The organism is Microvirga aerilata (genome assembly GCF_016743775.1).
In the GTDB taxonomy this organism is placed as follows: Bacteria; Pseudomonadota; Alphaproteobacteria; order Rhizobiales; family Beijerinckiaceae; genus Microvirga; species Microvirga aerilata.
The window spans coordinates 19,051-41,592 of the sequence record NZ_JAEQMY010000001.1 but is presented as its reverse complement, the minus strand read 5'-3'; the positions used below and the strand labels follow the sequence as shown (position 1 = coordinate 41,592).

Below are 22,542 nucleotides of genomic sequence, written 5' to 3'. Positions count from 1 at the left end.
CGGATCATGGAATTTGGGGATATCGTTCTCGCGGTCGCGATCATGCTGGGCCAGAGCCTGCTCATGCTGGTCGCCCTGCTCATCTTCATCGCCTACGCGCTCTATGCCGACCGCAAGGTATGGGCGGCGGTCCAGCTGCGCCGGGGCCCGAACGTGGTCGGCCCCTGGGGCCTGCTCCAGTCATTCGCGGACCTGCTCAAGTTCGTGCTGAAGGAGCCGGTGATCCCGGCTCCGGCCAACAAGGGCATGTTCCTGCTGGCGCCCTTGCTCATGTGTACACTGTCGCTGGCCGCCTGGGCGGTGATCCCGCTCAATGCGGGCTGGGCGATCGCGGACATCAATGTGGGCATTCTCTACATCTTCGCGATCTCGTCGCTGGGCGTCTACGGCGTCATAATGGGCGGCTGGGCCTCGAACTCGAAGTACCCGTTCCTCGGGGCGCTGCGCTCGGCGGCCCAGATGGTCTCCTACGAGGTGTCCATCGGCTTCGTGATCGTGACGGTGCTCATGTGCGCAGGCACCTTGAACCTGTCGCAGATCGTCGAGTCGCAGAACACCAGCTTAGGGATCCTCGGCTGGTACTGGCTGCCGCTCTTCCCGATGTTCGTGGTGTTCTTCATCTCGGCCATGGCCGAGACCAACCGCCCGCCCTTCGACCTGCCCGAGGCCGAGTCGGAGCTGGTGGCAGGCTACATGGTGGAGTATTCCTCGACCCCGTACCTGCTCTTCATGCTCGGCGAGTACGTGGCCATCATGACCATGTGCGCCCTCGGGACGATCCTGTTCCTGGGCGGCTGGCTGTCGCCGATCCCGTTCGCGCCGTTTACCTGGGTGCCGGGCGTCATCTGGTTCGTCCTGAAGGCGAGCTTCCTCTTCATCCTCATCGCCATGGTGAAAGCCCTGGTGCCACGCTACCGCTACGATCAGCTCATGCGCCTCGGCTGGAAGGTCTTTCTTCCGCTCTCGCTCGCCATGGTGGTGATCGTGGCAGGCGTCCTGATGGCCACCGGCAATGCGCCGGGCATGCGCTAACGGAGATCGACGACATGAAGCTCGATCAATTCGCACAGTCGCTTCTGCTGAAGGAGTTCGTGGCAGGGTTCATCCTGACCGTGAAGTACTTCTTCAAGCCGAAGAAGACGATCAACTATCCCTTCGAGATGAGCCATCGCGGCCCCCGCTTCCGGGGCGAGCATGCGCTGCGCCGCTACCCCAACGGGGAAGAGCGCTGCATCGCCTGCAAGCTCTGCGAGGCGATCTGCCCGGCCCAGGCCATCACCATCGAGGCGGGTCCTCGCCGCAACGACGGCACCCGTCGCACCACGCGCTACGACATCGACATGGTGAAGTGCATCTATTGCGGCATGTGCCAGGAGGCCTGCCCGGTGGACGCCATCGTGGAGGGCCCGAACATGGAATTCTCCGTCGAGACCCGCGAGGAGCTCTACTACGACAAGGCAAAGCTTCTCGAGAACGGGGAGCGCTGGGAGCGGGAGATCGCGAAGAACATCGCGAAGACCGCGCCCTACCGGTAAGCCACTCCCGGCCCGACAAGGGCAGGGGGCAAACAGGCCCGGCGGGTTGTCCCGGCGGGATTCGGAATTTATAGACTGGCCCTTGGATTCTCCCGGGCCACGTCGGAAGGGGCCGCCGAGGGCGGCTTGAGCTTGAGCATGACGGTTACCGCCGCCTTCTTCTATCTGTTCGCGACGATCACGGTCGCCTCCGGCTTCATGGTGATTGCCTCCCGCAATCCCGTGCAGTCGGTGCTGTTCCTGATCCTGGCCTTCGTCAATGCGGCGGGGTTGTTCCTGCTCATGGGAGCCGAGTTCCTGGCGATGATCCTGGTCATCGTCTATGTGGGCGCGGTCGCGGTGCTCTTCCTCTTCGTGGTCATGATGCTCGATGTGGACTTCGCGGCGCTCCGCCAAGGGTTCCTCCAGTATCTGCCGGTCGGCGGGCTGATCGGCGTGATCTTCCTGCTGGAGCTCGTCCTGGTGGTCGGCGCCTATGCGGTCGATCCCGCCCTGGTTCGTTCGCCGGGCGTTCCGATCCCGGCCCCGGACGTGATGACCAACACCGAGGCCCTCGGCCAGGTGCTCTACACCCGCTACTTCTACTTCTTCCAAGCGGCCGGCCTGATCCTGCTGGTCGCCATGATCGGCGCCATCGTGCTGACCCTGCGCGAGCGCGTGGGCGTGCGGCGCCAGAACATCACCATGCAGAACAACCGGACGCAGGACACTGCCGTCGAGGTGCGGAAGGTTCCCTTCCGCCAGGGCATTTAAGGAGGCGCGCGATGGTTATCGGACTGGGCCATTATCTCACCGTCGCCGCCGTGCTGTTCACGCTCGGGGTGTTCGGGATCTTCGTCAACCGCAAGAACGTGATCGTCATCCTGATGTCCATCGAGCTGATCCTGCTCGCGGTGAACATCAACATGGTCGCTTTCTCGACCCACCTGAACGACATCGTCGGCCAGGTCTTCGCCCTGCTGATCCTCACGGTCGCGGCGGCGGAGGCGGCCATCGGCCTTGCCATCCTGGTGGTCTTCTTCCGCAACCGCGGCTCCATCGCGGTTGAGGACGTCAATATGATGAGGGGCTAGGGGCATGATTCAGAAAAGTGGGCACCGGTTTTCTGAACACAATCATGCGGCCATGAGCCAAGCCCGATCGGCGAAGTAAACGAACATGTATCACGCAATCGTCTTCCTGCCGCTCGTCGGCTTCCTCATCGCAGGCCTGTTCGGCCGCCTGCTCGGCCCCCGGCCGAGCGAGATCGTCACCACGGCGCTGCTCTTCGTGGCGGCCGTCCTGTCCTGGGTGTCCTTCATCCAGGTGGGCTTCGGCGACGGCGCGACCCGGGTCCAGGTGGCCCAGTGGATGTCGGTCGGCGACCTGGTGGTCGACTGGGCGTTCCGGATCGACACGCTCACCGCCATGATGCTGGTGGTGGTGAACACGGTCTCGGCCCTCGTCCATCTCTACTCCATCGGCTACATGCACGAGGACCCGCACCGCCCGCGCTTCTTCGCGTATCTGTCGCTGTTCACCTTCGCCATGCTCATGCTGGTGACCGCCGACAACCTGGTCCAGATGTTCTTCGGCTGGGAAGGGGTGGGCCTTGCGAGCTACCTGCTCATCGGCTTCTGGTACCAGAAGGACTCCGCCAATGCGGCGGCCATGAAGGCCTTCATCGTCAACCGCGTCGGCGATTTCGGCTTCCTGCTCGGCATCTTCACCCTGTTCGTCCTGTTCAACGGCGTCACCTTCGACCAGATCTTCCCCCGCGCGGCGGAGCTGGCGAACGCCAACTTCCACTTCCTCGGCATCGAGTGGCATGCCCTGACCATCGCCTGCCTGCTGCTCTTCATGGGCGCCATGGGCAAGTCGGCGCAGTTCCTGCTCCATACCTGGCTGCCGGACGCGATGGAGGGCCCGACTCCGGTCTCCGCGCTCATCCACGCCGCCACCATGGTGACAGCCGGCGTGTTCATGGTCGCGCGCCTGTCGCCGGTCTTCGAATATGCGCCTGCGGCTCTCACGGTGGTCACCGTGATCGGCGGCATCACGGCCTTCTTCGCCGCGACCATCGGCTTGGTTCAGAACGACATCAAGCGCGTGATCGCCTACTCGACCTGCTCGCAGCTCGGCTACATGTTCGTGGGCCTCGGCGTCGGAGCCTACAGCGCGGGCGTGTTCCACCTGTTCACGCACGCCTTCTTCAAGGCCCTGCTGTTCCTGGGCGCCGGCTCCGTCATCCATGCCATGCACCATGAGCAGGACATGCGGAACATGGGCGCGCTTCGCCGCTACATCCCCGTCACCACGGCGATGATGGCGATCGGCACGCTCGCGCTCACCGGCTTCCCCTTCACGGCGGGCTACTATTCCAAGGACGCCATCATCGAGGCGGCCTATGCGTCCCATTCCACGGCGGGCACCTTCGCGTTCCTGGCCACCGTGATCGCAGCCTTCATGACCTCGTTCTACTCCTGGCGCCTGTTCTTCCTCACCTTCGAGGGCACGGCGCGCTGGTCGAACGCGGATCACCATGCCCATGGCCACCATGAGGGCGTGGAGCATGACGGCCACAGCCACGATGTGGAGCCGGCCACCCATGCCCAGCATGAGCATGGCCATCATGGGGACCATACCCCCCACGAGAGCCCGCTCGTGATGCTGCTGCCGCTGGTGGTGCTTGCCATCGGCGCCGTGGTTGCCGGCATCGTGTTCCACGGCGCCTTCATCGGCGAAGGTTATGCGGATTTCTGGAAGGGTGCCCTGTTCACCCGGCCTGAGAACCACATCCTGGAGGAGATGCACCATCTCCCGGGCTGGGTGCCGCTCCTGCCGACCGTGATGATGATCCTCGGCTTCGTGCTCGCGGTCTACATGTACATGATCGACGCCAAGAAGCCGGCCCAACTCGCCGCCGAGCATCCGGTCCTCTACCGCTTCCTCCTGAACAAGTGGTACTTCGACGAGCTCTACGACCTCCTGTTCGTGCGCTCGGCCATGTGGATCGGCCGCTTCTTCTGGCGCACGGGCGACCAGCGCATCATCGACGGGCTCGGGCCCGACGGCATCTCCGCCCGCGTCATGGACGTGACGCGCGGCGTGGTGCGGGTTCAGACCGGCTATGTCTACCACTACGCTTTCGCCATGCTGATCGGCGTTGCGGCTCTCGTGACCTTCTATCTCTTCAGGGGAGCCCACTGATGCTCGGCTTCGGCATTCTCTCCGGCCTTCTGGTCCTCCCCCTAGTCGGGGCGGCCTTCATCCTGACCCTGCGCGGCGACAGCGAGGCTGCTCGCTCCAACGCCCGCTGGGCTGCGCTGGCCACGACAATTGCAACCTTCCTCCTGTCGCTGGTCGCCTGGGGGCGCTTCGACACGGCAACCGCCTCGTTCCAGCTCGTCGAAAGCCATGCCTGGCTCACCGAGACGATCCGGTTCAAGCTCGGCGTCGACGGCTTCTCCATGCCGCTGATCCTGCTCACCACCTTCCTGATGCCGTTCTGCATCCTGGCCTCGTGGGAGTCGATCGGGCACCGGGTGAAGGAGTATTTCGTCGCATTCCTGGTGCTCGAGACCACCATGATCGGCGTGTTCTCCGCCCTCGACCTGGTGCTCTTCTACCTGTTCTTCGAGGCAGGCCTCATTCCGATGTTCCTCATCATCGGTATCTGGGGCGGCAAGCGGCGCATCTACGCCAGCTTCAAGTTCTTCCTCTACACGCTGCTCGGCTCGGTGCTGATGCTGCTGGCCATCATGGCCATGTACTGGGCCGCCGGCACCACGGACATCCCGACGCTGCTGGCCCACAAGTTCCCGGCAAACCTCCAGACCTGGCTCTGGCTTGCCTTCTTCGCGTCGTTTGCGGTGAAGATGCCCATGTGGCCGGTGCACACCTGGCTCCCCGACGCGCACGTGGAAGCGCCGACGGCGGGCTCGGTCATCCTGGCGGGCGTGCTGCTGAAGATGGGCGGCTACGGCTTCATCCGGGTGTCGCTCCCCATGTTCCCGGACGCCTCGGTCTATTTCGCGCCGCTGGTCTTCGCCCTCTCGGTCATTGCGATCGTCTACACCTCCCTGGTCGCCCTGATGCAGGAGGACATCAAGAAGCTCATCGCCTACTCCTCCGTGGCGCATATGGGCTTCGTCACCATGGGGCTGTTCAGCCTGAACCCGCAGGGGATTCAGGGCGCCATGTTTACCATGATCTCCCACGGCCTCATCTCGGGTGCGCTCTTCCTCTCCGTCGGCGTCATCTACGACCGGATGCACACCCGCGAGATCAAGGCCTATGGGGGCCTCGTGAACCGGATGCCGCTTTACGCGGTGGTGTTCCTGATCCTGACCATGGCCAACGTGGCGCTTCCGGGCACCTCGGGCTTCGTCGGTGAGTTCCTGACCCTGATGGGCGCCTTCCGGTCCAACACCTGGGTGGCGTTCTTCGCCACCACGGGCGTGATCCTGTCCGCCGGCTATGCCCTCTGGCTCTACCGCCGGGTGGTCTACGGGGAACTCGACAAGCCGGCGCTCCAGGGCATCAAGGATCTGAACCGCCGCGAGATCATCACCTTCGCGCCCCTGATCCTTCTCATCATCTATTACGGCGTACAGCCCGGACCCATCCTCGACGCCTTTGCGGCGCCGACCGATGCGCTCATGAACAATGTCCAGGCCGCGCTCGCCACCGTGAAAACGGCCGCTGTTGCCGCACACTGAGGTCACGATGAACTCCGCCTTCGTCATTCCCGCCTTTGGTCCCGTCCTGCCGGAAATCCTTCTGGCGGCGGGTGCCCTCATCCTGGTCCTGTTCGGCGCCATTCGCGGCGAGCGCCCGGGCTACGGCATGAACATCATCGCGCTTGCGCTTCTGGCGGTCACCTTCGTGGCCGTCCTGATGCTCCCTTCCGAGCGCGTCGAGACCATGGGCGGCTCCTTCGTCGTGGACGGGTTCGCCAAGTTCATGAAGGCGCTCACGCTCCTTGCATCTGCGGGCGGCGTCATCCTCTCCCTGGACTACATGCGCCGCGAGGGCATCAGCCGTTTCGAGTACCCGATCCTGATCGTGCTCTCCACCATCGGCATGATGATGGTGATCTCGGCGAACGACCTGATCGCCCTCTATCTCGGCCTCGAGCTGCTCAGCCTGTCGTCCTACGTGATCGCGGCTTTCGACCGTGACAACGTGCGCTCGACGGAGGCCGGCCTGAAGTACTTCGTGCTCGGCGCGCTCTCCTCCGGCATGCTGCTCTACGGCGCTTCGCTGGTCTACGGGTTCACGGGCAGCGTGTCTTTCCCGGTCATCGCCTCGGTTCTCCAGGGCAATGTGGGCATCGGCGCCATCGTGGGCCTCGTGTTCGTGTCGGCAGGCATCGCCTTCAAGATCTCAGCCGTGCCGTTCCACATGTGGACGCCGGACGTCTACGAGGGCTCGCCCACGCCGGTGACGGCGTTCTTCGCCGCGGCGCCCAAGATGGCCGGCATGGCCATGGCCACCCGCGTCTTCATCGATGCCTTCCCGGGCATCCTGGGCCAGTGGCAGCAGATCATCGTCTTCATCTCCATCGCATCGATGGCGCTTGGCTCCTTCGCGGCGATCGGCCAGCGCAACATCAAGCGCCTGATGGCCTATTCCTCCATCGGCAACGTAGGCTATGCGCTGATCGGCCTTGCCACCGGCACCGTGGAGGGGATCCAGGGCGTCGCCGTCTACATGGCGATCTATCTGGCGATGACGCTCGGCGCCTTCGCATGCATCCTCAGCCTGCGCCGCGGCAACGTGATGTTCGACACGGTCGACGATCTCTCCGGCCTTTCGCGCACCCATCCGGTCATCGCCTTCTGCCTCGGCATGATGATGTTCTCCCTGGCCGGCATCCCGCCGCTTGCGGGCTTCTTCGCCAAGTTCGCCGTGTTCACCGCGGCCATCGAGGCGGATCTCGTGGCTCTTGCGGTCATCGGCGTGGTGACCAGCGTGATCGGTGCCTATTACTACCTGCGCATCGTGAAGGTGATGTATTTCGACGAGCCGGCCGAGCGCTACGACTCGATGCCTGCGGGCGTTAAGCTCGTGCTCGCCCTGTGCAGCATCTTCGTCGTGCTCTTCGGCATCGTTCCGGCTCCTCTGGTGGCCGCCGCAGGTGCTGCCGCGCGCTCCCTGTTCTGATCGTGAACCTGTCGCCCGAGACCGAGTCCGCCGGCTACCGGCTTCTCTCGCTCGAGGCGACAAACTCGACGAACGACGACGCCCTGCAGGCCGCTCGGGCCGGCGATCCGGGACAGCTCTGGATCGTGGCCGACGAGCAGCTGGCGGGGAGGGGAAGGCACGGCCGGCAATGGGCGTCCCCGAAAGGCAACCTTTACTCCAGCCTTCTCCTGATCGATCCCTGCGACACGGCGGCTGCGCCGCAGCTCGGCTTCGTGGCAGGGCTCGCCCTGCATGAAGCCGTCGAGTCGGTCACTGGCCTTAGGGCTCCGCGCCTGTCGCTGAAATGGCCGAACGATCTCCTGCTCGATGGAGCCAAGGTGTCGGGCCTTCTCCTCGAGGGGCACAGGATCGGGCCCGACGGATCCCTGGCCATCGTGATCGGCTGCGGCGTGAACGTCGCCTTCGCGCCGACAGGGACGCCGTATCCAGCCATCGCTCTTCAGGCCGTCAAACCTGGCTTGCGCCGGGAGGATGTGTTTCGAGCCCTTTCGTCGTCCTTCGCCCGCACCTTCGCGGCTTGGCGCGCGTCAGCCCGGATGAATGCATCGGACCCGTTCGGAGCGATCCGGCAGCTTTGGCTGGAGCGGGCTGCCGGCATCGGGCAGGAGGTGACGCTTCGTCTGCCCACCGGCGAGAAGAAGGGCGTCTTCGAGGGTCTCGATCGTTTTGGGCGCCTGCAGCTGAAAAGCGTCGATGGAATGGAACTCATCGATGCAGGCGACCTTTATTTCCCCAATTTGCTGCACGATATAGCCAAGCCTGGCGCTGGCTTAAAAAGGTTTGAACAATAATGGCTTCCCACCAAGATGAACTCGTCTTCCTTCCCCTCGGAGGGCTTGGCGAAATCGGGATGAACGCCGCGCTTTACGGCTTCGGGCCGGAGACGGAGCGCCAGTGGATTCTGGTCGATTGCGGCATGGGCTTCGGCGGCGAGGAGAACCTGCCCGGCATCGACGTAGTCTACCCGGACCTGCGCTTCATCGAGGAAGAGCGCCACAATCTGCTCGGCATCTTCATCACCCATGCCCATGAGGACCATATCGGGGCTCTCGTCGAGATGTGGCCGAGCCTTCAGGCGCCGGTCTACGCCACGAAATTCGCCATCGGGCTTCTGGAGACGCGCCGCCTTTCCGAGGCCGGCGCGCCGAAGATCGAGCTGAACGAGATCGTGCCCGGCCAGCGGCTGAAGCTCGGGCCCTTCGACATCGAATATGTGCCGGTCGCCCACTCGATCCCGGAATCGAACGCGCTTGCGATCCGCACCCCCCACGGTCTCGTGGTTCATACGGGCGACTGGAAGCTCGACAACACGCCTTACCTCGGCAGCCTGACCTCTGAGGATGCTTTCCGCGCCTTGGGCGATGAGGGCGTTCTTGCGCTCATCTGCGATTCCACCAACGTGGTCCGCGAGGGCGTCAGCCCCAGCGAGTCGGACGTGGCCAAGAACCTGGCCCAGCTGATCAACGACGCGCCCCATCGGGTTGCCATCACCACCTTCGCGTCCAACGTCGCGCGCATCCGCTCCGTGGCGGAGGCCGCCCGCGAATGCGGCCGCGAGGTCGTGGTGGTGGGGCGCGCCATGGACCGGGTGGTCGACGTCGCAAAGGAATGCGGATACCTGGAAGGGCTGCCCGAGTTCCGCTCCGCGGAAAACTTCGGCTACATACCCCGCAACAAGATCGTGGCGATTCTAACCGGATCGCAGGGAGAGCCGCGGGCGGCGCTCGCCCGCATTGCCCAGGACGAGCATCCCGACATCGCGCTCTCCGCAGGCGATCGGGTGATCTTCTCGTCTCGCGCAATCCCCGGTAACGAAAAGGGCGTCGGAGCGATCATCAACAGCCTCATCGAACAAGGCATCGAGGTCATCACCGACCGCACGGAGCTGGTGCACGTTTCCGGCCATCCGCGCCGGGGAGAGCTGGCGCAGATGTACGAGTGGACGCGCCCGCGCATCTCCATCCCGGCTCATGGCGAACCGCTGCACCTGAGCGAACATGCGAAGTTCGCGCGCCAGCAGGGCGTGCCCGAGGTCGTCCGCGCCAAGAACGGCACCGTGGTGCGCCTTGCGCCCGGCCCCGCCGAGATCGTCGACAACATTCCGGCCGGCCGGCTCTACCGCGACGGCAACATCGTCATCAACGCCGGCGAACGGGCGCTGCCGGAGCGCCGCAAGCTGGCCTTCGCCGGCATCGTCACGGTGGCCATCGCCATCGACGAGAGGGGCGAGCTCGTAGGTGATCCCGTGATCGACGCCATGGGCCTGCCCGACAAGAACCGCCAGGGGCGGGAGATGACCGAGATCATCGCCGATACGGTGGCCGATCTGCTCGATGGGCTGTCGAAGGCCAAGCGCCGTGATCCGGAAGCGGTCGAGAACGCCGTTCATCGGGCCGTGCGCGCTGCCGTGAACCAGGAATGGGGCAAGAAGCCCGCATGTCATGTGCTCGTGATCGAGGCATGAGAACGGCGGATTCGGGAGGGAAGCAGCCATGATCGGACGTCTCAACCACGTCGCCATTGCCGTGCGTGACATCGAGGCGGCCTCTGATGTCTACCGCAACACCCTGGGTGCCGAGGTTTCGGCGCCCGAGGCGCTCGAAGAGCATGGCGTCACGGTCGTCTTCATCACCTTGCCCAATACCAAGATCGAGCTCTTGGAACCCTTGGGCGGCGAGTCGCCCATCGGGCGCTTCCTGGAGAAGAACCCGGATGGCGGCATTCACCATGTCTGCTACGAGGTAGATGACATCGGCGAGGCGAGAGACCGGCTTGTGAAATCCGGGGCCAGGGTGCTGGGCTCCGGCGAGCCGAAGATCGGGGCCCATGGGAAGCCCGTGCTTTTCCTTCACCCGAAGGACTTCAACGGCACCCTCATCGAACTCGAGCAAGCCTGAGGACAAGCTGTTGACAAGCCTTGTAAAACATCTGGCGGGATCGCTCTTGTCCACGATCGCGGCCGTCGTGATCGTCTCGGCGGCGGCCGTCGCCGTTGCGGCCAATGCATTCGCCCTCAGCGTCGCCGGCGGCTTGGCCCTTTATTTCGTGATCTGGTGGATCCTGCTCTTCGCCGTCCTTCCCTTCGGCGTCCGCAGCCAGGCGGAAGACGGGGAGGTCATCAAGGGCAGCGAACCCGGTGCCCCGACGCTGCCCGCGTTGCGGGAAAAGGCGATCTGGACGACGCTCGTCGCTTCCGTCGTTCTTGTGGTTGTCGCAGCCGTGTTTCCCCTGGCCGGTCTTTAATCGGAAGCAGAACGGGATGCCTAAAAAGAAAAAGCAAGGCTTTCGCCTTGCCTGAACTGCCTTTTGGCAATTTTTGATCTCTGGCTTTCTGATGCCAACGCCTATGATGGCGCTTGAAGATCTTGTTCCTCCCGAAACTCGGACCGTAACCTCTGACCTTTGAAGGTCTATGACGTTAGGATTTTGTTTATAATCACCTTCCCTAGCGGTGTCACCTTTTTTGGGCACGCGCTGATGCAATTTTCGGCATTTATTGTATTGATCTTTGGTCTAATCCATCTCGCCGCAGGCCCGTTCCGGCGATGACAGCTTGTCTTTTACCCGAGGCCTGTGTTGTGTGCTGGAAGCGAGTCGCTACCCATTTATTCTGCTTGAGACTTAAAGGCGTCCTATGCGTTTGAGCCGCTATTTCCTCCCCATTCTCCGTGAGACGCCGAAAGAGGCGGAGATCGTCTCCCATCGCCTGATGCTGCGCGCCGGCATGATCCGCCAGGAATCGGCGGGCATCTATGCATGGCTGCCCTTGGGCCTGAAGGTGCTGAACAAGGTCAACGCCATCGTCCGCGAGGAGCAGAACCGCTCCGGCGCCGTCGAGCTCCTGATGCCGACGATCCAGTCAGCGGATCTCTGGCGCGAATCGGGCCGCTACGACGCCTACGGCAAGGAGATGCTGCGCATCCAGGACCGGCACGAGCGCGAGATGCTCTTCGGCCCGACCAACGAGGAGATGGTCACGGAGATCTTCCGGGGCTATGTGCGCTCCTACAAGGATCTGCCGCTGAACCTCTATCACATCCAGTGGAAGTTCCGCGACGAGGTGCGCCCGCGCTTCGGCGTGATGCGCTCCCGCGAGTTCCTGATGAAGGACGCCTATTCCTTCGACCTGGATCAGGCGGGCGCCGTCCATTCCTACAACAAGATGTTCGTGGCCTACTTGCGCACCTTCGCCCGGATGGGCCTGAAGGCGATTCCCATGCGGGCCGACACCGGCCCCATCGGCGGAAACCTGAGCCACGAGTTCATCATCCTGGCCTCGACCGGCGAGAGCGAGGTGTTCTGCCACGCCGATTATCTCGACTACGACATTCCGGCGGCCGACACGGATTTCGACAGCGTCTCCGGCCTTCAGGGCATCGTCGACCGGTGGACGTCGCTCTACGCCGCCACCTCCGAGATGCACGACGAGGCTGCCTTCGAGGCCATTCCGGCGGACAAGAAGATGTCGGCCCGCGGCATCGAGGTCGGCCATATCTTCTATTTCGGCACCAAGTATTCCGAGCCCATGGGCGCCAGGGTCATGGGGCCGGACGGGCAGGAGCGGGACGTCCATATGGGCTCCTACGGCATCGGGCCGAGCCGCCTGATAGCCGCGATCATCGAGGCGAGCCATGACGAGAACGGCATCGTCTGGCCGGAGGCCGTGGCCCCGTTCGACGTGGCGATCCTCAACCTGAAGGCAGGGGATGCGGGCACGGACGGAGCCTGCGAGCGGCTCTACCGTGAGCTGAGCGCTGCCGGCCGGGACGTGCTCTACGACGACCGCGACGAGCGTCCGGGCGGCAAGTTCGCCACCGCCGATCTCATCGGCGTGCCATGGCAGGTGCTGATCGGCCCAAAGGGCCTGGCGGATGGCAAAGTGGAGCTGAAGCGCCGCGCCACGGGCGAGCGCGAGCATCTCTCGCTCGACGACGTGGTCGCCCGGCTCTCGGTTCCTAAATAAACCGCCATGGCCAAGACGGCGACAACAGGGACCAGGCCCTTCTCGCTCTTCGAGTGGATGCTCGCCGGGCGCTACCTGCGCACGCGGCGGCGGGAAGGGTTCGTCTCGGTGATCGCCGGCTTCTCCTTCCTCGGCATCATGCTGGGGGTCGCCACCCTCATCGTGGTGCTCTCGGTCATGAACGGCTTCCGCAAGGAGCTGCTCGACAAGATCGTCGGCATCAACGGCCACATCTTCGTGGCGCCGCTCGAGAGCCCGCTCACCGATTATCCGGAGGTCGCCGCGCGCATCGCCGCCGTTCCCGGCGTCAGGCGCGCCATCCCCCTGGTGGAAGGGCAGGCGTTCGGCTCCTCGCAGTACAACGGCAGCGGCGTTCTCGTGCGCGGCATCCGCCCGGAAGACCTGCGCAAGATCGAGCATATCGCCGGCAATCTGCGCCAGGGCACGCTCGAGAATTTCGAGGAAGGCGAGGGTGTTGCCATCGGGCGGAGGCTGGCTGACTCCCTGTCCCTTCAGGCGGGCGATACCTTCACGCTCATTACCCCTCGTGGGGCCGCAACGCCCTTCGGCACTGCGCCCCGGGTGAAGGGGTATCCGGTCAAGGCCATCTTCGAGATCGGCATGTCGGAGTTCGACTCCACCTTCGTGTTCATGCCCCTGACGGAGGCGCAGAACTACTTCAACCGACAGGGCGACGTGCAGCTCATCGAGGTTTATCTCGACAACGCCGACCGGGTGGACGAGGCCCGCGCCGCCATCGAGGAGGCGGCAGCCCGCCCGATTCTCATGACCGACTGGCGCCAGCGCAACCGAACGTTCTTCGGCGCCCTGGAGGTCGAGCGGAACGTTATGTTCCTGATCCTCACCCTCATCGTGCTGGTGGCGGCGCTGAACATCATCTCCGGGCTGATCATGCTCGTGAAGGACAAGTCGGAGGATATCGCGATCCTGCGCACCATGGGGGCGACCCGCGGCTCCGTCATGCGTGTGTTCCTGATCACGGGCGCCTCGATCGGCATCGTCGGTACGTTCGCGGGCTTCGGTCTCGGGCTGCTGCTCGCGCTCAATGTCGAGACCATCCGGGATTTCATCTCGACCCTCACGAACACGAACCTCTTTCCGGCGGAACTCTACTTCCTGAGCCGTCTGCCTGCCGAGGTGAACCCGACGGAAGTGACCACCATCCTTCTCATGGCGATGGTGCTGTCGCTGCTCGCAACCCTTTATCCCTCCTGGCGGGCCGCGAAACTCGATCCGGTCGAGGCTTTGCGCTACGGTTGAGTATGTCCCCCGCCCAATCCCAACCCGCCCTGTATCTGTCGAAAGTGGAGCGCCGCTATCCGCAAGGGAGCAGCTTTCTCGAGGTCCTGCGCGGTGCCGATCTCGCGATCTGGCCTGGCGAGATCGTGGCCCTGGTTGCTCCCTCGGGAACTGGCAAGTCCACCTTGCTCCATGTGGCGGGGCTGCTCGAAAAGCCCGATGGCGGCGAGGTCTTCGTCGGCACGAAGCCCACGGCATCGATGAACGACCAGGAGCGGACCCGTGTCCGCCGCGAGGAGCTCGGCTTCGTCTACCAGTTTCACCACCTCCTGCCGGAGTTCTCGGCTTTGGAGAACGTGGTCATCCCGCAGCTCATCCGCGGCCTCTCGAAGGCCGAGGCTCAGGATCGCGGAACGCAGCTTCTGACCTTTCTGGGGTTGGGCAAGCGTCTCGATCATCGTCCCGGCGAACTCTCCGGCGGCGAGCAGCAGCGTGTTGCGATTGCGCGCGCGGTTGCCAATGCGCCGCGCCTGCTTCTGGCCGACGAGCCTACGGGCAATCTCGACCCGCATACCGCAGACCGGGTCTTCCAAACATTGGTCGCCATCGTTCGCGCATCGAAGCTCGCAGCATTGATCGCCACGCACAACATGGACCTCGCAGCCCGCATGGACCGGCGCGTGACGATCCGCGACGGCCTGATCGTTCAGCTGCCCTGACGTCTCATCATTCCAATCACGGTGATTGAAGCGCATTCAGCGCTGTCGAAGATGCGCGCTCCGGCATCTTAACGGTCTGTTGACTCCGTCGCGAGCGCAGCCTCTGCACACGCTTTACACAGAACATCCAATGAACAAATATGAACATGTCAGGAACATGGAGATCCAAACATGCTTCGCTTCATCCTCGAAACCGCCGCCGAAATCGCCTCGCTGGCCATGTTCGGCTCGGCCGTGGCAATCTGGGCTCTGGTTCTTTCTCCCATTGCTTGATACCGGGAATCCACAACAACCCACCGGGATTCACAGGAACATAGTCCTCGAGGTCCAAGGTTAGGCTTCCTTAGCTAGAATCGTGTCACTATGCGTGCCGTTCGATGAGTAGAGTTTTATGGCGCGCATCCTTCAAGACATCGGCTTCGTTCACCTGCACGTGCATTCCTCGTATTCGCTGCTCGAGGGCGCACTGAAGATCGCGCAACTGGCGAAGCTCGCTGCGGCCGACAAGCAGCCGGCTCTGGCGCTCACCGACACCAACAATCTCTTCGGCGCCCTGGAGTTTTCCGAAAAGCTCGCCGGCTCAGGCATCCAGCCCATTGCCGGCGTGCAGCTCTCGGTCTGCTTTGAGGAGGCGGATCCGGTGGCCCGGGTCGCGCCGCAGCCCTCCAACATCGTGCTGCTCGCGCAAACGGAGGAGGGCTACCGCAACCTCATGCGGCTTGTAAGCCACGCCTATTTCGGCGTGCCCCTGGGCGAGAGCCCACGGATCGGCGCTCCCGCGCTCGCAGCCCATTGCGAGGGCCTCATCGCGCTGACCGGCGGCTTCACGGGACCGCTGGATTGCGCCCTGCGCCATGGCGGCCGTCAGGAATTGGCGCAGGCCCGGCTGGATATCCTCAAGAATGCCTTCGGCCATCAGCTCTATGTCGAAATTCAGCGCCACGGCCTCGACGAGGAGCGGCTGATCGAAGGCGAGCTGCTCGCGCTTGCGGACCGCAATGGCTTGCCTATCGTGGCTGCCAATGAGCCGTTCTTCTCGTCGGCGAAGGACTACGAAGCCCACGACGCACTGCTCGCCATCGCGGAAGGGCAGATCGTGTCCAACGACAATCGCCGCCGCCTTTCGCCGGAGCACCATTTCAAGACACGCGAGCAGATGATGAAGCTGTTCGGGGATCTGCCGGATGCGCTGCAGGCCAGCGTCGAGATCGCCATGCGCTGCGCCACGCGCGTGAAGACCCACAAGCCCATCCTGCCGAACTTCGGAACAGGCCCGGACGCCGCCGCCCTGGACGAGGGCGAAGAGCTGCAGCGGCAGGCGGAGGAGGGGCTGCTCAAGCGTCTTGCGGCGCATGGCCCCGCGCCGGGATTGACCGAGCAGGATTATCACGACCGCCTGGCCTATGAGGTCAACATCATCCGGAACATGAAATTTCCGGGCTACTTCCTGATCGTGTCGGACTTCATCAAGTGGGCGAAGGACCACGACATTCCCGTCGGCCCGGGCCGTGGCTCCGGCGCGGGCTCCCTTGTGGCTTATGCGCTCACCATCACCGATCTCGATCCGCTGCGGTTTGCGCTTCTCTTCGAGCGCTTCCTCAATCCCGAGCGCGTGTCGATGCCCGACTTCGACATCGACTTCTGCGTCGAGGGCCGCGAGCGCGTCATCGAATACGTGCAGCAGCGCTATGGCGAAGAGCAGGTCGCGCAGATCATCACCTTCGGCACCCTGCTTGCCCGCGGGGTGATCCGCGACGTGGGGCGCGTGCTCGAAATGCCCTATGGGCAGGTGGACAAGCTCACCAAGCTCGTGCCGCAGAACCCGGCCAACCCGGTGACGCTCGCACAGGCCATCGAGGGGGAGCCGAAGCTCCAGGCGGCCATCGAGGAAGAGCCTGTAGTCAAGCGCATGCTCGACATCGCGCAGAAGCTGGAAGGCCTGCATCGTCACGCCTCGACCCACGCAGCCGGCGTGGTGATCGGCGACCGGCCGCTGCAGGAGCTGGTGCCGCTCTATCGAGACCCGAAGACCGGGATGCGCGTCACCCAGTACAACATGAAGTGGGTCGAGCAGGCAGGGCTCGTGAAGTTCGACTTCCTCGGCCTCAAGACGCTCACGGTTCTGCGCACGGCGGTGGACCTGATCCGGCGAACGGGAGTTGAGGTCGATCTGTCGGCCTTGCCGCTGGACGACCGCAAAACCTACGAAATGCTTCAGCGCGGCGAGACGGTCGGTGTGTTCCAGGTGGAATCGGCCGGCATGCGGAAAGCGCTCGTCGAGATGGAGACCGACCGGTTCGAGGACATCATCGCCCTCGTGGCGCTCTACCGTCCGGGCCCGATGGCGAACATCCCGGTCTACTGCGCCCGCAAGCTCGGCAAGGACGAGCACAACAAGAAGGACTGGTACCCGCACGACAAGCTGGAGCCGATCCTGCGCGAGACCTTCGGCATCATCGTCTACCAGGAGCAGGTGATGGAGGTGGCCAAGGTCCTCTCCGGCTACTCCCTCGGCGACGCCGACCTGCTCCGCCGCGCCATGGGCAAGAAGATCAAGGCCGAGATGGACGCCCAGCGCGAACGCTTCGTCTCCGGTGCGAAGGAGGGCGGCCTCGACAAGGCGAAGGCCAACGAGATCTTCGACCTTCTCGCGAAGTTCGCCGATTACGGCTTCAACAAGAGCCACGCGGCGGCCTATGCGCTCGTGGCGTTCCAGACCGCCTACCTGAAAGCGAACTATCCGGTGGAGTTCATGGCGGCGTCCATGACTCTCGACCTCGACAACACGGACAAGCTCTCCGAATTCCGCCGCGAGGCGCAACGCCTAGGCTTCAAGGTCGAGCCGCCGTCGATCAACCGCTCGGGCGTGGTTTTCGACGTGAAGTACGATGCCGAGGGCAAGGGCTCGATCCTGTATGCGCTGGCCGCCGTCAAGGGCGTGGGCCGCCAGGCGATCGAGAGCGTGATCGAGGCCCGGGGCGACAAGCCGTTCAAGGATCTCGCGGATTTTGCCCGGCGCATCAACCCGCGCACGATCAACAAGCGCACCCTGGAAAACCTGATTGCCGCCGGGGCCTTCGACGAGCTGGAGCCGGACCGGGCCAAGGCCTGCGCCTCCATTGACGCCATGATGAGCCTCGCCCAGCAATCCCATGAGGCGGCCAACGGCGGCATGGTGGACATGTTCGGCGGCGTCGCCGCGGCGGATGTGCAGCTGCGCATTCCGCCCTATGAGCCGTGGCCCGTGGCCGAGAAGCTGCAGCGGGAATACGACGCCGCCGGCTTCTTCCTCTCGGGGCACCCCCTCGACGAATATGGCGACCTCCTCAAGAAGCTGCGGGTTCAAACCTGGGTGGAGTTCTGCCGCTCGGTGAAGGCCGGAAACTCCGTAGGGCGGGTGGCCGCCACCGTGCTCGACAGGCAGGAGCGCCGCACCAAGACCGGCAACAAGATGGGCATTCTCACGCTGTCCGATCAGACCGGGCACTTCGAAGCCATCATCTTCTCGGAGGGGCTCCAGCGCCTCCGCGAGGTTCTCGAGCCCGGCTCCGCCGTCGTTCTCATGCTGCAGGCCGGGGTCGAGGGCGAGGAGGTGAGGGCGCGCATCGGTATGGCCGAGCCGCTCCAGGAAGCCGCCGCCAAGCACCAGAAGGGCATGCGGATCTTCCTGCGCGACGAGCGCCCCATCTCCAGCGTCTACGAGCGCCTGAAGGCGCGGGGCGAGGGCGAGGTGTCCCTGGTGCTGATTCTCGACGACGGCGACCGGGAGGTCGAGGTCAAGCTCCCGGGCAAGTACATGGCCACCCCCCAGATCGCCGGAGCGCTCCGGGCCGTGCCGGGGGTCGTGGATGTGCATATGAACTAAGAGAACATTGGCCTTGGCACTCCTCGCTCAGACAAGACTTGTTACCAAGTGACAAAATAGGGGAGGCAGGATAAGTCTTTGGTCCGGCTAATCGCAGGAGCGTTGACATGCCGGACCTTTCCACCCTCGCCCTCTTTGCCGCAGCCTGTCTGGCCCTTACGGCAACTCCAGGCCCTGACATGATGCTCATCGTGTCCCGCAGTGTCAGCCAGGGGCAAGGGGCCGGCTTTGCTACGCTGGCAGGTATTCAAGTAGGCACATATTGCCATGCCTTGGCAGCTGCATTCGGATTGGCGGAGCTATTTCTCATCGTGCCGCATGCGTACGATGCGGTCCGCTACCTTGGCGCGGGGTACTTGCTTTATCTGGCCTGGAAAACTGTTCGTCATTCTGGGGCCGCACATGGTCCAGGGTCTGAATCGAGGCAGTATCCGATAGGGCAGGTTTTTCGACAGGGCCTTCTGACCAACATGCTGAATCCCAAGATGGCCCTGTTCATTCTGGCTTTGTTTCCGCAGTTTGTACGTCTCGATTCGGGTTCGGTCACCCTGCAGATCATGCTCTTGGCAACGGTGCTCAACCTTGTGGGTTTCTTAGTCAATGGCATCGTGATCGTAATGGCCGGCCGAGCAGGCAAGGTGATCATGGGTCGGAGCAGATTGGCTCGGGTGCCCCAATACCTTCTCGCCACCGTGTTTGCCGGCTTGGCGGTCAAGCTTGCATTCGACAGTCGCCGGTGATGATCTTGCCTCCCCATCCGGCGCTTGACATAGGCTATTCATGCTTGCGTCCGGAGCGATTTACCCCTATATGCGCGCCATCCCACACGCGGAATCCCCTCTTGAGCCCAAGAGGAAACCCCGGTGGCCGGCAGGGCCGGTCCACTGTTCCGCGGAGGCTTAACCGGAGAATAAACATGGCGCTTCCCGATTTTTCGATGCGCAGCCTGCTTGAGGCTGGCGCGCACTTTGGACACCAGTCCCACCGTTGGAACCCGAAGATGGGTCAGTACATCTTCGGCACCCGCAACAACATCCACATCATCGACCTCGCCCAGACGGTTCCGATGCTGCACCGCGCCCTCCAGGCCGTCAGCGACACGGTGTCCAAGGGCGGCCGCGTGCTGTTCGTCGGCACCAAGCGTCAGGCTGCTGATGCGGTTGCCGATGCGGCCAAGCGTTCGGCCCAGTACTACGTGAACTCCCGCTGGCTCGGCGGCATGCTGACCAACTGGAAGACGATCTCCGGCTCGATCTCGCGCCTGCGCAAGGTGGACGAGATCCTCGCCGGCGGCGGCCAGGGCCTCACGAAGAAAGAGCGCCTCATGCTCGCCCGCGAGAAGGAGAAGCTCGAGCGCGCTCTCGGCGGCATCAAGGACATGGGCGGCACCCCCGACCTGATCTTCGTCATCGACACCAACAAGGAGCAGCTGGCGATTCAGGAGGCCAAGCGCCTCGGCATCCCGGTGGCTGCCATCGTCGACACGAACTGCGATCCGGACGGCATCACCTTCCCGGTTCCGGCCAACGATGACGCCGGCCGTGCGATTTCGCTCTACTGCGACCTGATCGCCCGCGCCGCTCTCGACGGCATCTCCCGTGGCGCCGGCGCCATGGGCATCGATATCGGCGAATCCGAGAATCCGATGGCCGAAGAGCTCCCGGCGAACGACACGGCTGCCCCGGCCTACGAGGGTGAGCAGTTCGAGCGTCTGGCAGCTCCCCGCGGCGCTCCCGACGATCTGACCAAGCTCAACGGTGTTGGCCCGCAGCTCGAGAAGAAGCTCAACGAGGCCGGCATCTTCCACTACTGGCAGCTTGCCGCCATGCAGGCCGGCGATATCGCTCAGCTCGACAAGGACCTGAAGCTCAACGGCCGCCTCGAGCGTGACGGCTGGATCGATCAGGCCCGCTCGATGATCGAAGCCGCTGCCGCTTAATGCTTCACGGCGCTGCAACCCGCAGGGCCGCTTGAACGAATGATCGAGCCCGGCGTTCCACGAGCGCCGGGCTCCCTCTATGCGTGAACCTTTGAAAGGATAAGCCATGGCGAACATTACCGCTGCGATGGTGAAAGAGCTGCGCGAGACGACCAGCGCCGGCATGATGGACTGCAAGGCCGCCCTCGCCGAGACCAACGGCGACATGGAGGCCGCGATCGACTGGCTTCGCAAGAAGGGCCTGTCGAAGGCCGCCAAGAAGGCCGGCCGCGTTGCGGCCGAGGGCCTCGTGGCCGTCGAATCGTCCGGCCACACCGCGACGATCCTCGAGGTCAACTCCGAGACCGACTTCGTCGCCCGCAACGATGGGTTCCAGGCTTTCGTCCGCGAAGCCGCCAAGATCGGCCTCATGGGCAACGGCACCATCGAGTCGCTCGAGGCTGCCCACTTCCCCGGCTCGCAGACCACCGTGAAGGACCGCCTGCAGGAGCTCATCGCCACCATCGGCGAGAACATGACCCTGCGCCGCATCGCGAAGCTCGAAGTGTCGAAGGGCGTGATCGCGTCCTACGTCCACAACGCCGTCACCGAGGGCCTCGGCAAGATCGGCGTGCTCGTGGCTCTGGAGTCCGAGGGTGACGTGACCGTTCTCGGCACGCTCGGCCGTCAGATCGCCATGCACGTGGCCGCGACTAGCCCGCTTGCTCTCGACGCCTCCGGCGTGGATCAGGCCACCATCGAGCGCGAGAGCGCCATTCTGCGCGACAAGAACGCCGGCAAGCCGGATCACGTCATGCAGAAGATCATCGACAGCGGCCTGAAGAGCTACTTCAAGGAAGTCACGCTCCTCGAGCAGCCCTTCGTGCACGATCCGTCCAAGACCGTGACCCAGGTGCTCAAGGAAGCCGAAGGCAAGGCCGGCAAGCCGGTCACCCTCAAGGCCTTCGTCCGCTATGCCCTCGGCGAGGGTATCGAGAAGGAAGAGGCTCCGGACTTCGCGGCCGAGGTCGCTGCGGCGGCCGGCACAAAGGCTTAAATCAGCCATCAGCAAAACGGCGGCGCTTCAGCCGCCGTTTTCATGAGAAGGGTAGAGGATCCGGCAGGGCCCTGCCTGTCATGAGACGGTCGCCAGACCCTCTCGGAATGATCCAGGACCCGCCGGTGACGCCCACGTCTTCCAGGTTGGGGCTGCCCACTTCCGGGAACGGGAGCTTGAAGAGAGGCTTCTATAGAGGCCTTTGGAGCATCGGCCCAAAACCGCCCAGGTTCTGCGAAAAAGCGGTGCTTCAACAAAAGAGAAACTCAAGAAAGGTCCGACAATGGCACAGTTCCGGCGCGTCCTGGTGAAGCTCTCCGGTGAGGCCCTGATGGCTCCCGACGGTTATTGGCTCGATTCGCAGATCCTTTCGGCCCTGGCCGAGGATCTGGCTCAGGCCACCCGCGCCGGATTCGAGATCGCCGTCGTGATCGGCGGAGGCAATATCATCCGAGGTGCCCGCATGAGCGCTGCCGGCTGGATCGACCGCCCGACCGCCGACTCCATGGGCATGCTCGGCACGGTCATGAATTCCCTGGCCATCGAGACGGCTCTGAACGCCGCCGGCGTCCCTGCGCGCACCATGTCGGCGGTCTCGATGCCGACGATCTGCGAAACCTATGCCCGGCAGCCTGCCTTGCATCACCTGGACAAGGGGCAGGTGGTCGTTCTCGCAGGCGGCACCGGCAATCCGTTCTTCACCACCGATACGGCGGCCGTCCTGCGCGCCGCCGAGCTGCGCTGCGACGCGGTCCTGAAAGCCACCCAGGTCGACGGCGTCTATTCCGCGGATCCCAAGAAGGACCCGAGCGCGATTCGCTTCGATCAGCTGACCCATGACGAGGCCATCAACCGGGACCTGAAGGTGATGGACACCGCAGCCTTCGCGCTCGCTCGCGAAAACAAGCTCTCGATCATCGTAGGCTCCGTTCACGCTCCGAGCTCCGTGACCGCTCTTCTCCAGGGGAAAGTGCCTTCCACGGTGGTCGCCCCTTGATCCTGGGGTCTTGATGCTGGACCTTGTGGAGCGTAAGCC

At 63.8% G+C, this 22,542-nt stretch carries 19 protein-coding genes; all 19 read left to right on the top strand.

Annotation, left to right across the window (positions count from 1 at the left end):
- Positions 1-6 precede the first annotated feature (6 nt).
- The 19 genes from nuoH (at position 7) to pyrH (ending at position 22,503) form a co-directional block, all read left to right on the top strand.
- Positions 7-1,032, top strand: coding sequence for an NADH-quinone oxidoreductase subunit NuoH (nuoH, locus tag JKG68_RS00185; protein ID WP_202055076.1), 1,026 nt, complete (start codon positions 7-9; stop codon positions 1,030-1,032).
- A gap of 14 nt (positions 1,033-1,046) precedes the next feature.
- Positions 1,047-1,535, top strand: a complete 489-nt coding sequence (gene nuoI, locus JKG68_RS00180) for an NADH-quinone oxidoreductase subunit NuoI (RefSeq protein WP_202055075.1) — start codon at positions 1,047-1,049, stop codon at positions 1,533-1,535.
- 138 nt (positions 1,536-1,673) lie between these two features.
- Positions 1,674-2,288: an NADH-quinone oxidoreductase subunit J gene (locus JKG68_RS00175; RefSeq protein ID WP_202055074.1), complete on the top strand. Its 615-nt coding sequence runs from the start codon at positions 1,674-1,676 to the stop codon at positions 2,286-2,288.
- A gap of 11 nt (positions 2,289-2,299) precedes the next feature.
- Positions 2,300-2,608, top strand: a complete 309-nt coding sequence (nuoK, locus tag JKG68_RS00170; protein WP_202055073.1) for an NADH-quinone oxidoreductase subunit NuoK — start codon at positions 2,300-2,302, stop codon at positions 2,606-2,608.
- An 85-nt stretch (positions 2,609-2,693) separates the two neighbouring features.
- On the top strand, positions 2,694-4,724 hold the full coding sequence (nuoL, locus tag JKG68_RS00165) for an NADH-quinone oxidoreductase subunit L (RefSeq protein ID WP_202055072.1): 2,031 nt from the start codon (positions 2,694-2,696) through the stop codon (positions 4,722-4,724).
- On the top strand, positions 4,724-6,235 hold the full coding sequence (locus JKG68_RS00160; protein WP_202055071.1) for an NADH-quinone oxidoreductase subunit M: 1,512 nt from the start codon (positions 4,724-4,726) through the stop codon (positions 6,233-6,235). The genes nuoL and JKG68_RS00160 overlap by 1 nt, the downstream gene beginning before the upstream one ends.
- 7 nt (positions 6,236-6,242) lie before the next feature.
- On the top strand, positions 6,243-7,682 hold the full coding sequence (nuoN, locus tag JKG68_RS00155; RefSeq protein ID WP_202055070.1) for an NADH-quinone oxidoreductase subunit NuoN: 1,440 nt from the start codon (positions 6,243-6,245) through the stop codon (positions 7,680-7,682).
- A 2-nt stretch (positions 7,683-7,684) separates the two neighbouring features.
- Positions 7,685-8,515: a biotin--[acetyl-CoA-carboxylase] ligase gene (locus JKG68_RS00150; protein ID WP_312890712.1), complete on the top strand. Its 831-nt coding sequence runs from the start codon at positions 7,685-7,687 to the stop codon at positions 8,513-8,515.
- Positions 8,515-10,188 carry a ribonuclease J gene (locus JKG68_RS00145; RefSeq protein ID WP_202055069.1) on the top strand — a complete coding sequence of 558 codons (1,674 nt, stop codon included), beginning with the start codon at positions 8,515-8,517 and terminating at the stop codon, positions 10,186-10,188. Before JKG68_RS00150 ends, JKG68_RS00145 begins: the two co-directional genes overlap by 1 nt.
- 28 nt (positions 10,189-10,216) lie before the next feature.
- Positions 10,217-10,621: a methylmalonyl-CoA epimerase gene (gene mce, locus JKG68_RS00140; protein WP_202055068.1), complete on the top strand. Its 405-nt coding sequence runs from the start codon at positions 10,217-10,219 to the stop codon at positions 10,619-10,621.
- A gap of 10 nt (positions 10,622-10,631) precedes the next feature.
- Positions 10,632-10,967, top strand: a complete 336-nt coding sequence (locus JKG68_RS00135; protein WP_246514985.1) for a DUF1467 family protein — start codon at positions 10,632-10,634, stop codon at positions 10,965-10,967.
- 391 nt (positions 10,968-11,358) lie between these two features.
- Positions 11,359-12,687 (top strand): proline--tRNA ligase, encoded by a 1,329-nt coding sequence (proS, locus tag JKG68_RS00130; RefSeq protein ID WP_202055066.1) that lies wholly within the window; start codon positions 11,359-11,361, stop codon positions 12,685-12,687.
- A gap of 6 nt (positions 12,688-12,693) precedes the next feature.
- On the top strand, positions 12,694-13,968 hold the full coding sequence (locus JKG68_RS00125) for a lipoprotein-releasing ABC transporter permease subunit (protein WP_202055065.1): 1,275 nt from the start codon (positions 12,694-12,696) through the stop codon (positions 13,966-13,968).
- A gap of 2 nt (positions 13,969-13,970) precedes the next feature.
- A complete protein-coding gene (locus JKG68_RS00120; protein WP_202055064.1) occupies positions 13,971-14,666 on the top strand; it encodes an ABC transporter ATP-binding protein in 696 nt (231 codons plus the stop codon).
- Between the two features lie 391 nt (positions 14,667-15,057).
- Positions 15,058-18,531 (top strand): DNA polymerase III subunit alpha, encoded by a 3,474-nt coding sequence (dnaE, locus tag JKG68_RS00115; RefSeq protein WP_202055063.1) that lies wholly within the window; start codon positions 15,058-15,060, stop codon positions 18,529-18,531.
- A 107-nt stretch (positions 18,532-18,638) separates the two neighbouring features.
- Positions 18,639-19,271 (top strand): LysE family translocator, encoded by a 633-nt coding sequence (locus tag JKG68_RS00110; protein WP_202055062.1) that lies wholly within the window; start codon positions 18,639-18,641, stop codon positions 19,269-19,271.
- 176 nt (positions 19,272-19,447) lie between these two features.
- The gene (locus tag JKG68_RS00105; RefSeq protein WP_202055061.1) at positions 19,448-20,470 is read left to right on the top strand and encodes a 30S ribosomal protein S2; all 1,023 of its coding nucleotides are present in this window, start codon (positions 19,448-19,450) and stop codon (positions 20,468-20,470) included.
- 106 nt (positions 20,471-20,576) lie between these two features.
- Positions 20,577-21,506: a translation elongation factor Ts gene (gene tsf / locus JKG68_RS00100; protein WP_202055060.1), complete on the top strand. Its 930-nt coding sequence runs from the start codon at positions 20,577-20,579 to the stop codon at positions 21,504-21,506.
- Between the two features lie 283 nt (positions 21,507-21,789).
- A complete protein-coding gene (pyrH, locus tag JKG68_RS00095) occupies positions 21,790-22,503 on the top strand; it encodes a UMP kinase (protein WP_202055059.1) in 714 nt (237 codons plus the stop codon).
- Positions 22,504-22,542: the final 39 nt, after the last annotated feature.

Excerpts from the sequence above, each read along its gene's own strand:
- proS (WP_202055066.1), top strand. The coding sequence starts at position 11,359 with ATGCGTTTGAGCCGCTATTTCCTCCCCATTCTCCGTGAGACGCCGAAA.
- JKG68_RS00175 (WP_202055074.1), top strand. The coding sequence starts at position 1,674 with ATGACGGTTACCGCCGCCTTCTTCTATCTGTTCGCGACGATCACGGTC.
- nuoH (WP_202055076.1), top strand. The coding sequence starts at position 7 with ATGGAATTTGGGGATATCGTTCTCGCGGTCGCGATCATGCTGGGCCAG.
- nuoI (WP_202055075.1), top strand. The coding sequence starts at position 1,047 with ATGAAGCTCGATCAATTCGCACAGTCGCTTCTGCTGAAGGAGTTCGTG.
- nuoL (WP_202055072.1), top strand. The coding sequence starts at position 2,694 with ATGTATCACGCAATCGTCTTCCTGCCGCTCGTCGGCTTCCTCATCGCA.
- tsf (WP_202055060.1), top strand. The coding sequence starts at position 20,577 with ATGGCGAACATTACCGCTGCGATGGTGAAAGAGCTGCGCGAGACGACC.
- JKG68_RS00125 (WP_202055065.1), top strand. The coding sequence starts at position 12,694 with ATGGCCAAGACGGCGACAACAGGGACCAGGCCCTTCTCGCTCTTCGAG.
- JKG68_RS00160 (WP_202055071.1), top strand. The coding sequence starts at position 4,724 with ATGCTCGGCTTCGGCATTCTCTCCGGCCTTCTGGTCCTCCCCCTAGTC.
- pyrH (WP_202055059.1), top strand. The coding sequence starts at position 21,790 with ATGGCACAGTTCCGGCGCGTCCTGGTGAAGCTCTCCGGTGAGGCCCTG.
- nuoN (WP_202055070.1), top strand. The coding sequence starts at position 6,243 with ATGAACTCCGCCTTCGTCATTCCCGCCTTTGGTCCCGTCCTGCCGGAA.
- JKG68_RS00145 (WP_202055069.1), top strand. The coding sequence starts at position 8,515 with ATGGCTTCCCACCAAGATGAACTCGTCTTCCTTCCCCTCGGAGGGCTT.
- JKG68_RS00110 (WP_202055062.1), top strand. The coding sequence starts at position 18,639 with ATGCCGGACCTTTCCACCCTCGCCCTCTTTGCCGCAGCCTGTCTGGCC.
- JKG68_RS00120 (WP_202055064.1), top strand. The coding sequence starts at position 13,971 with ATGTCCCCCGCCCAATCCCAACCCGCCCTGTATCTGTCGAAAGTGGAG.
- dnaE (WP_202055063.1), top strand. The coding sequence starts at position 15,058 with ATGGCGCGCATCCTTCAAGACATCGGCTTCGTTCACCTGCACGTGCAT.
- nuoK (WP_202055073.1), top strand. The coding sequence starts at position 2,300 with ATGGTTATCGGACTGGGCCATTATCTCACCGTCGCCGCCGTGCTGTTC.
- mce (WP_202055068.1), top strand. The coding sequence starts at position 10,217 with ATGATCGGACGTCTCAACCACGTCGCCATTGCCGTGCGTGACATCGAG.
- JKG68_RS00105 (WP_202055061.1), top strand. The coding sequence starts at position 19,448 with ATGGCGCTTCCCGATTTTTCGATGCGCAGCCTGCTTGAGGCTGGCGCG.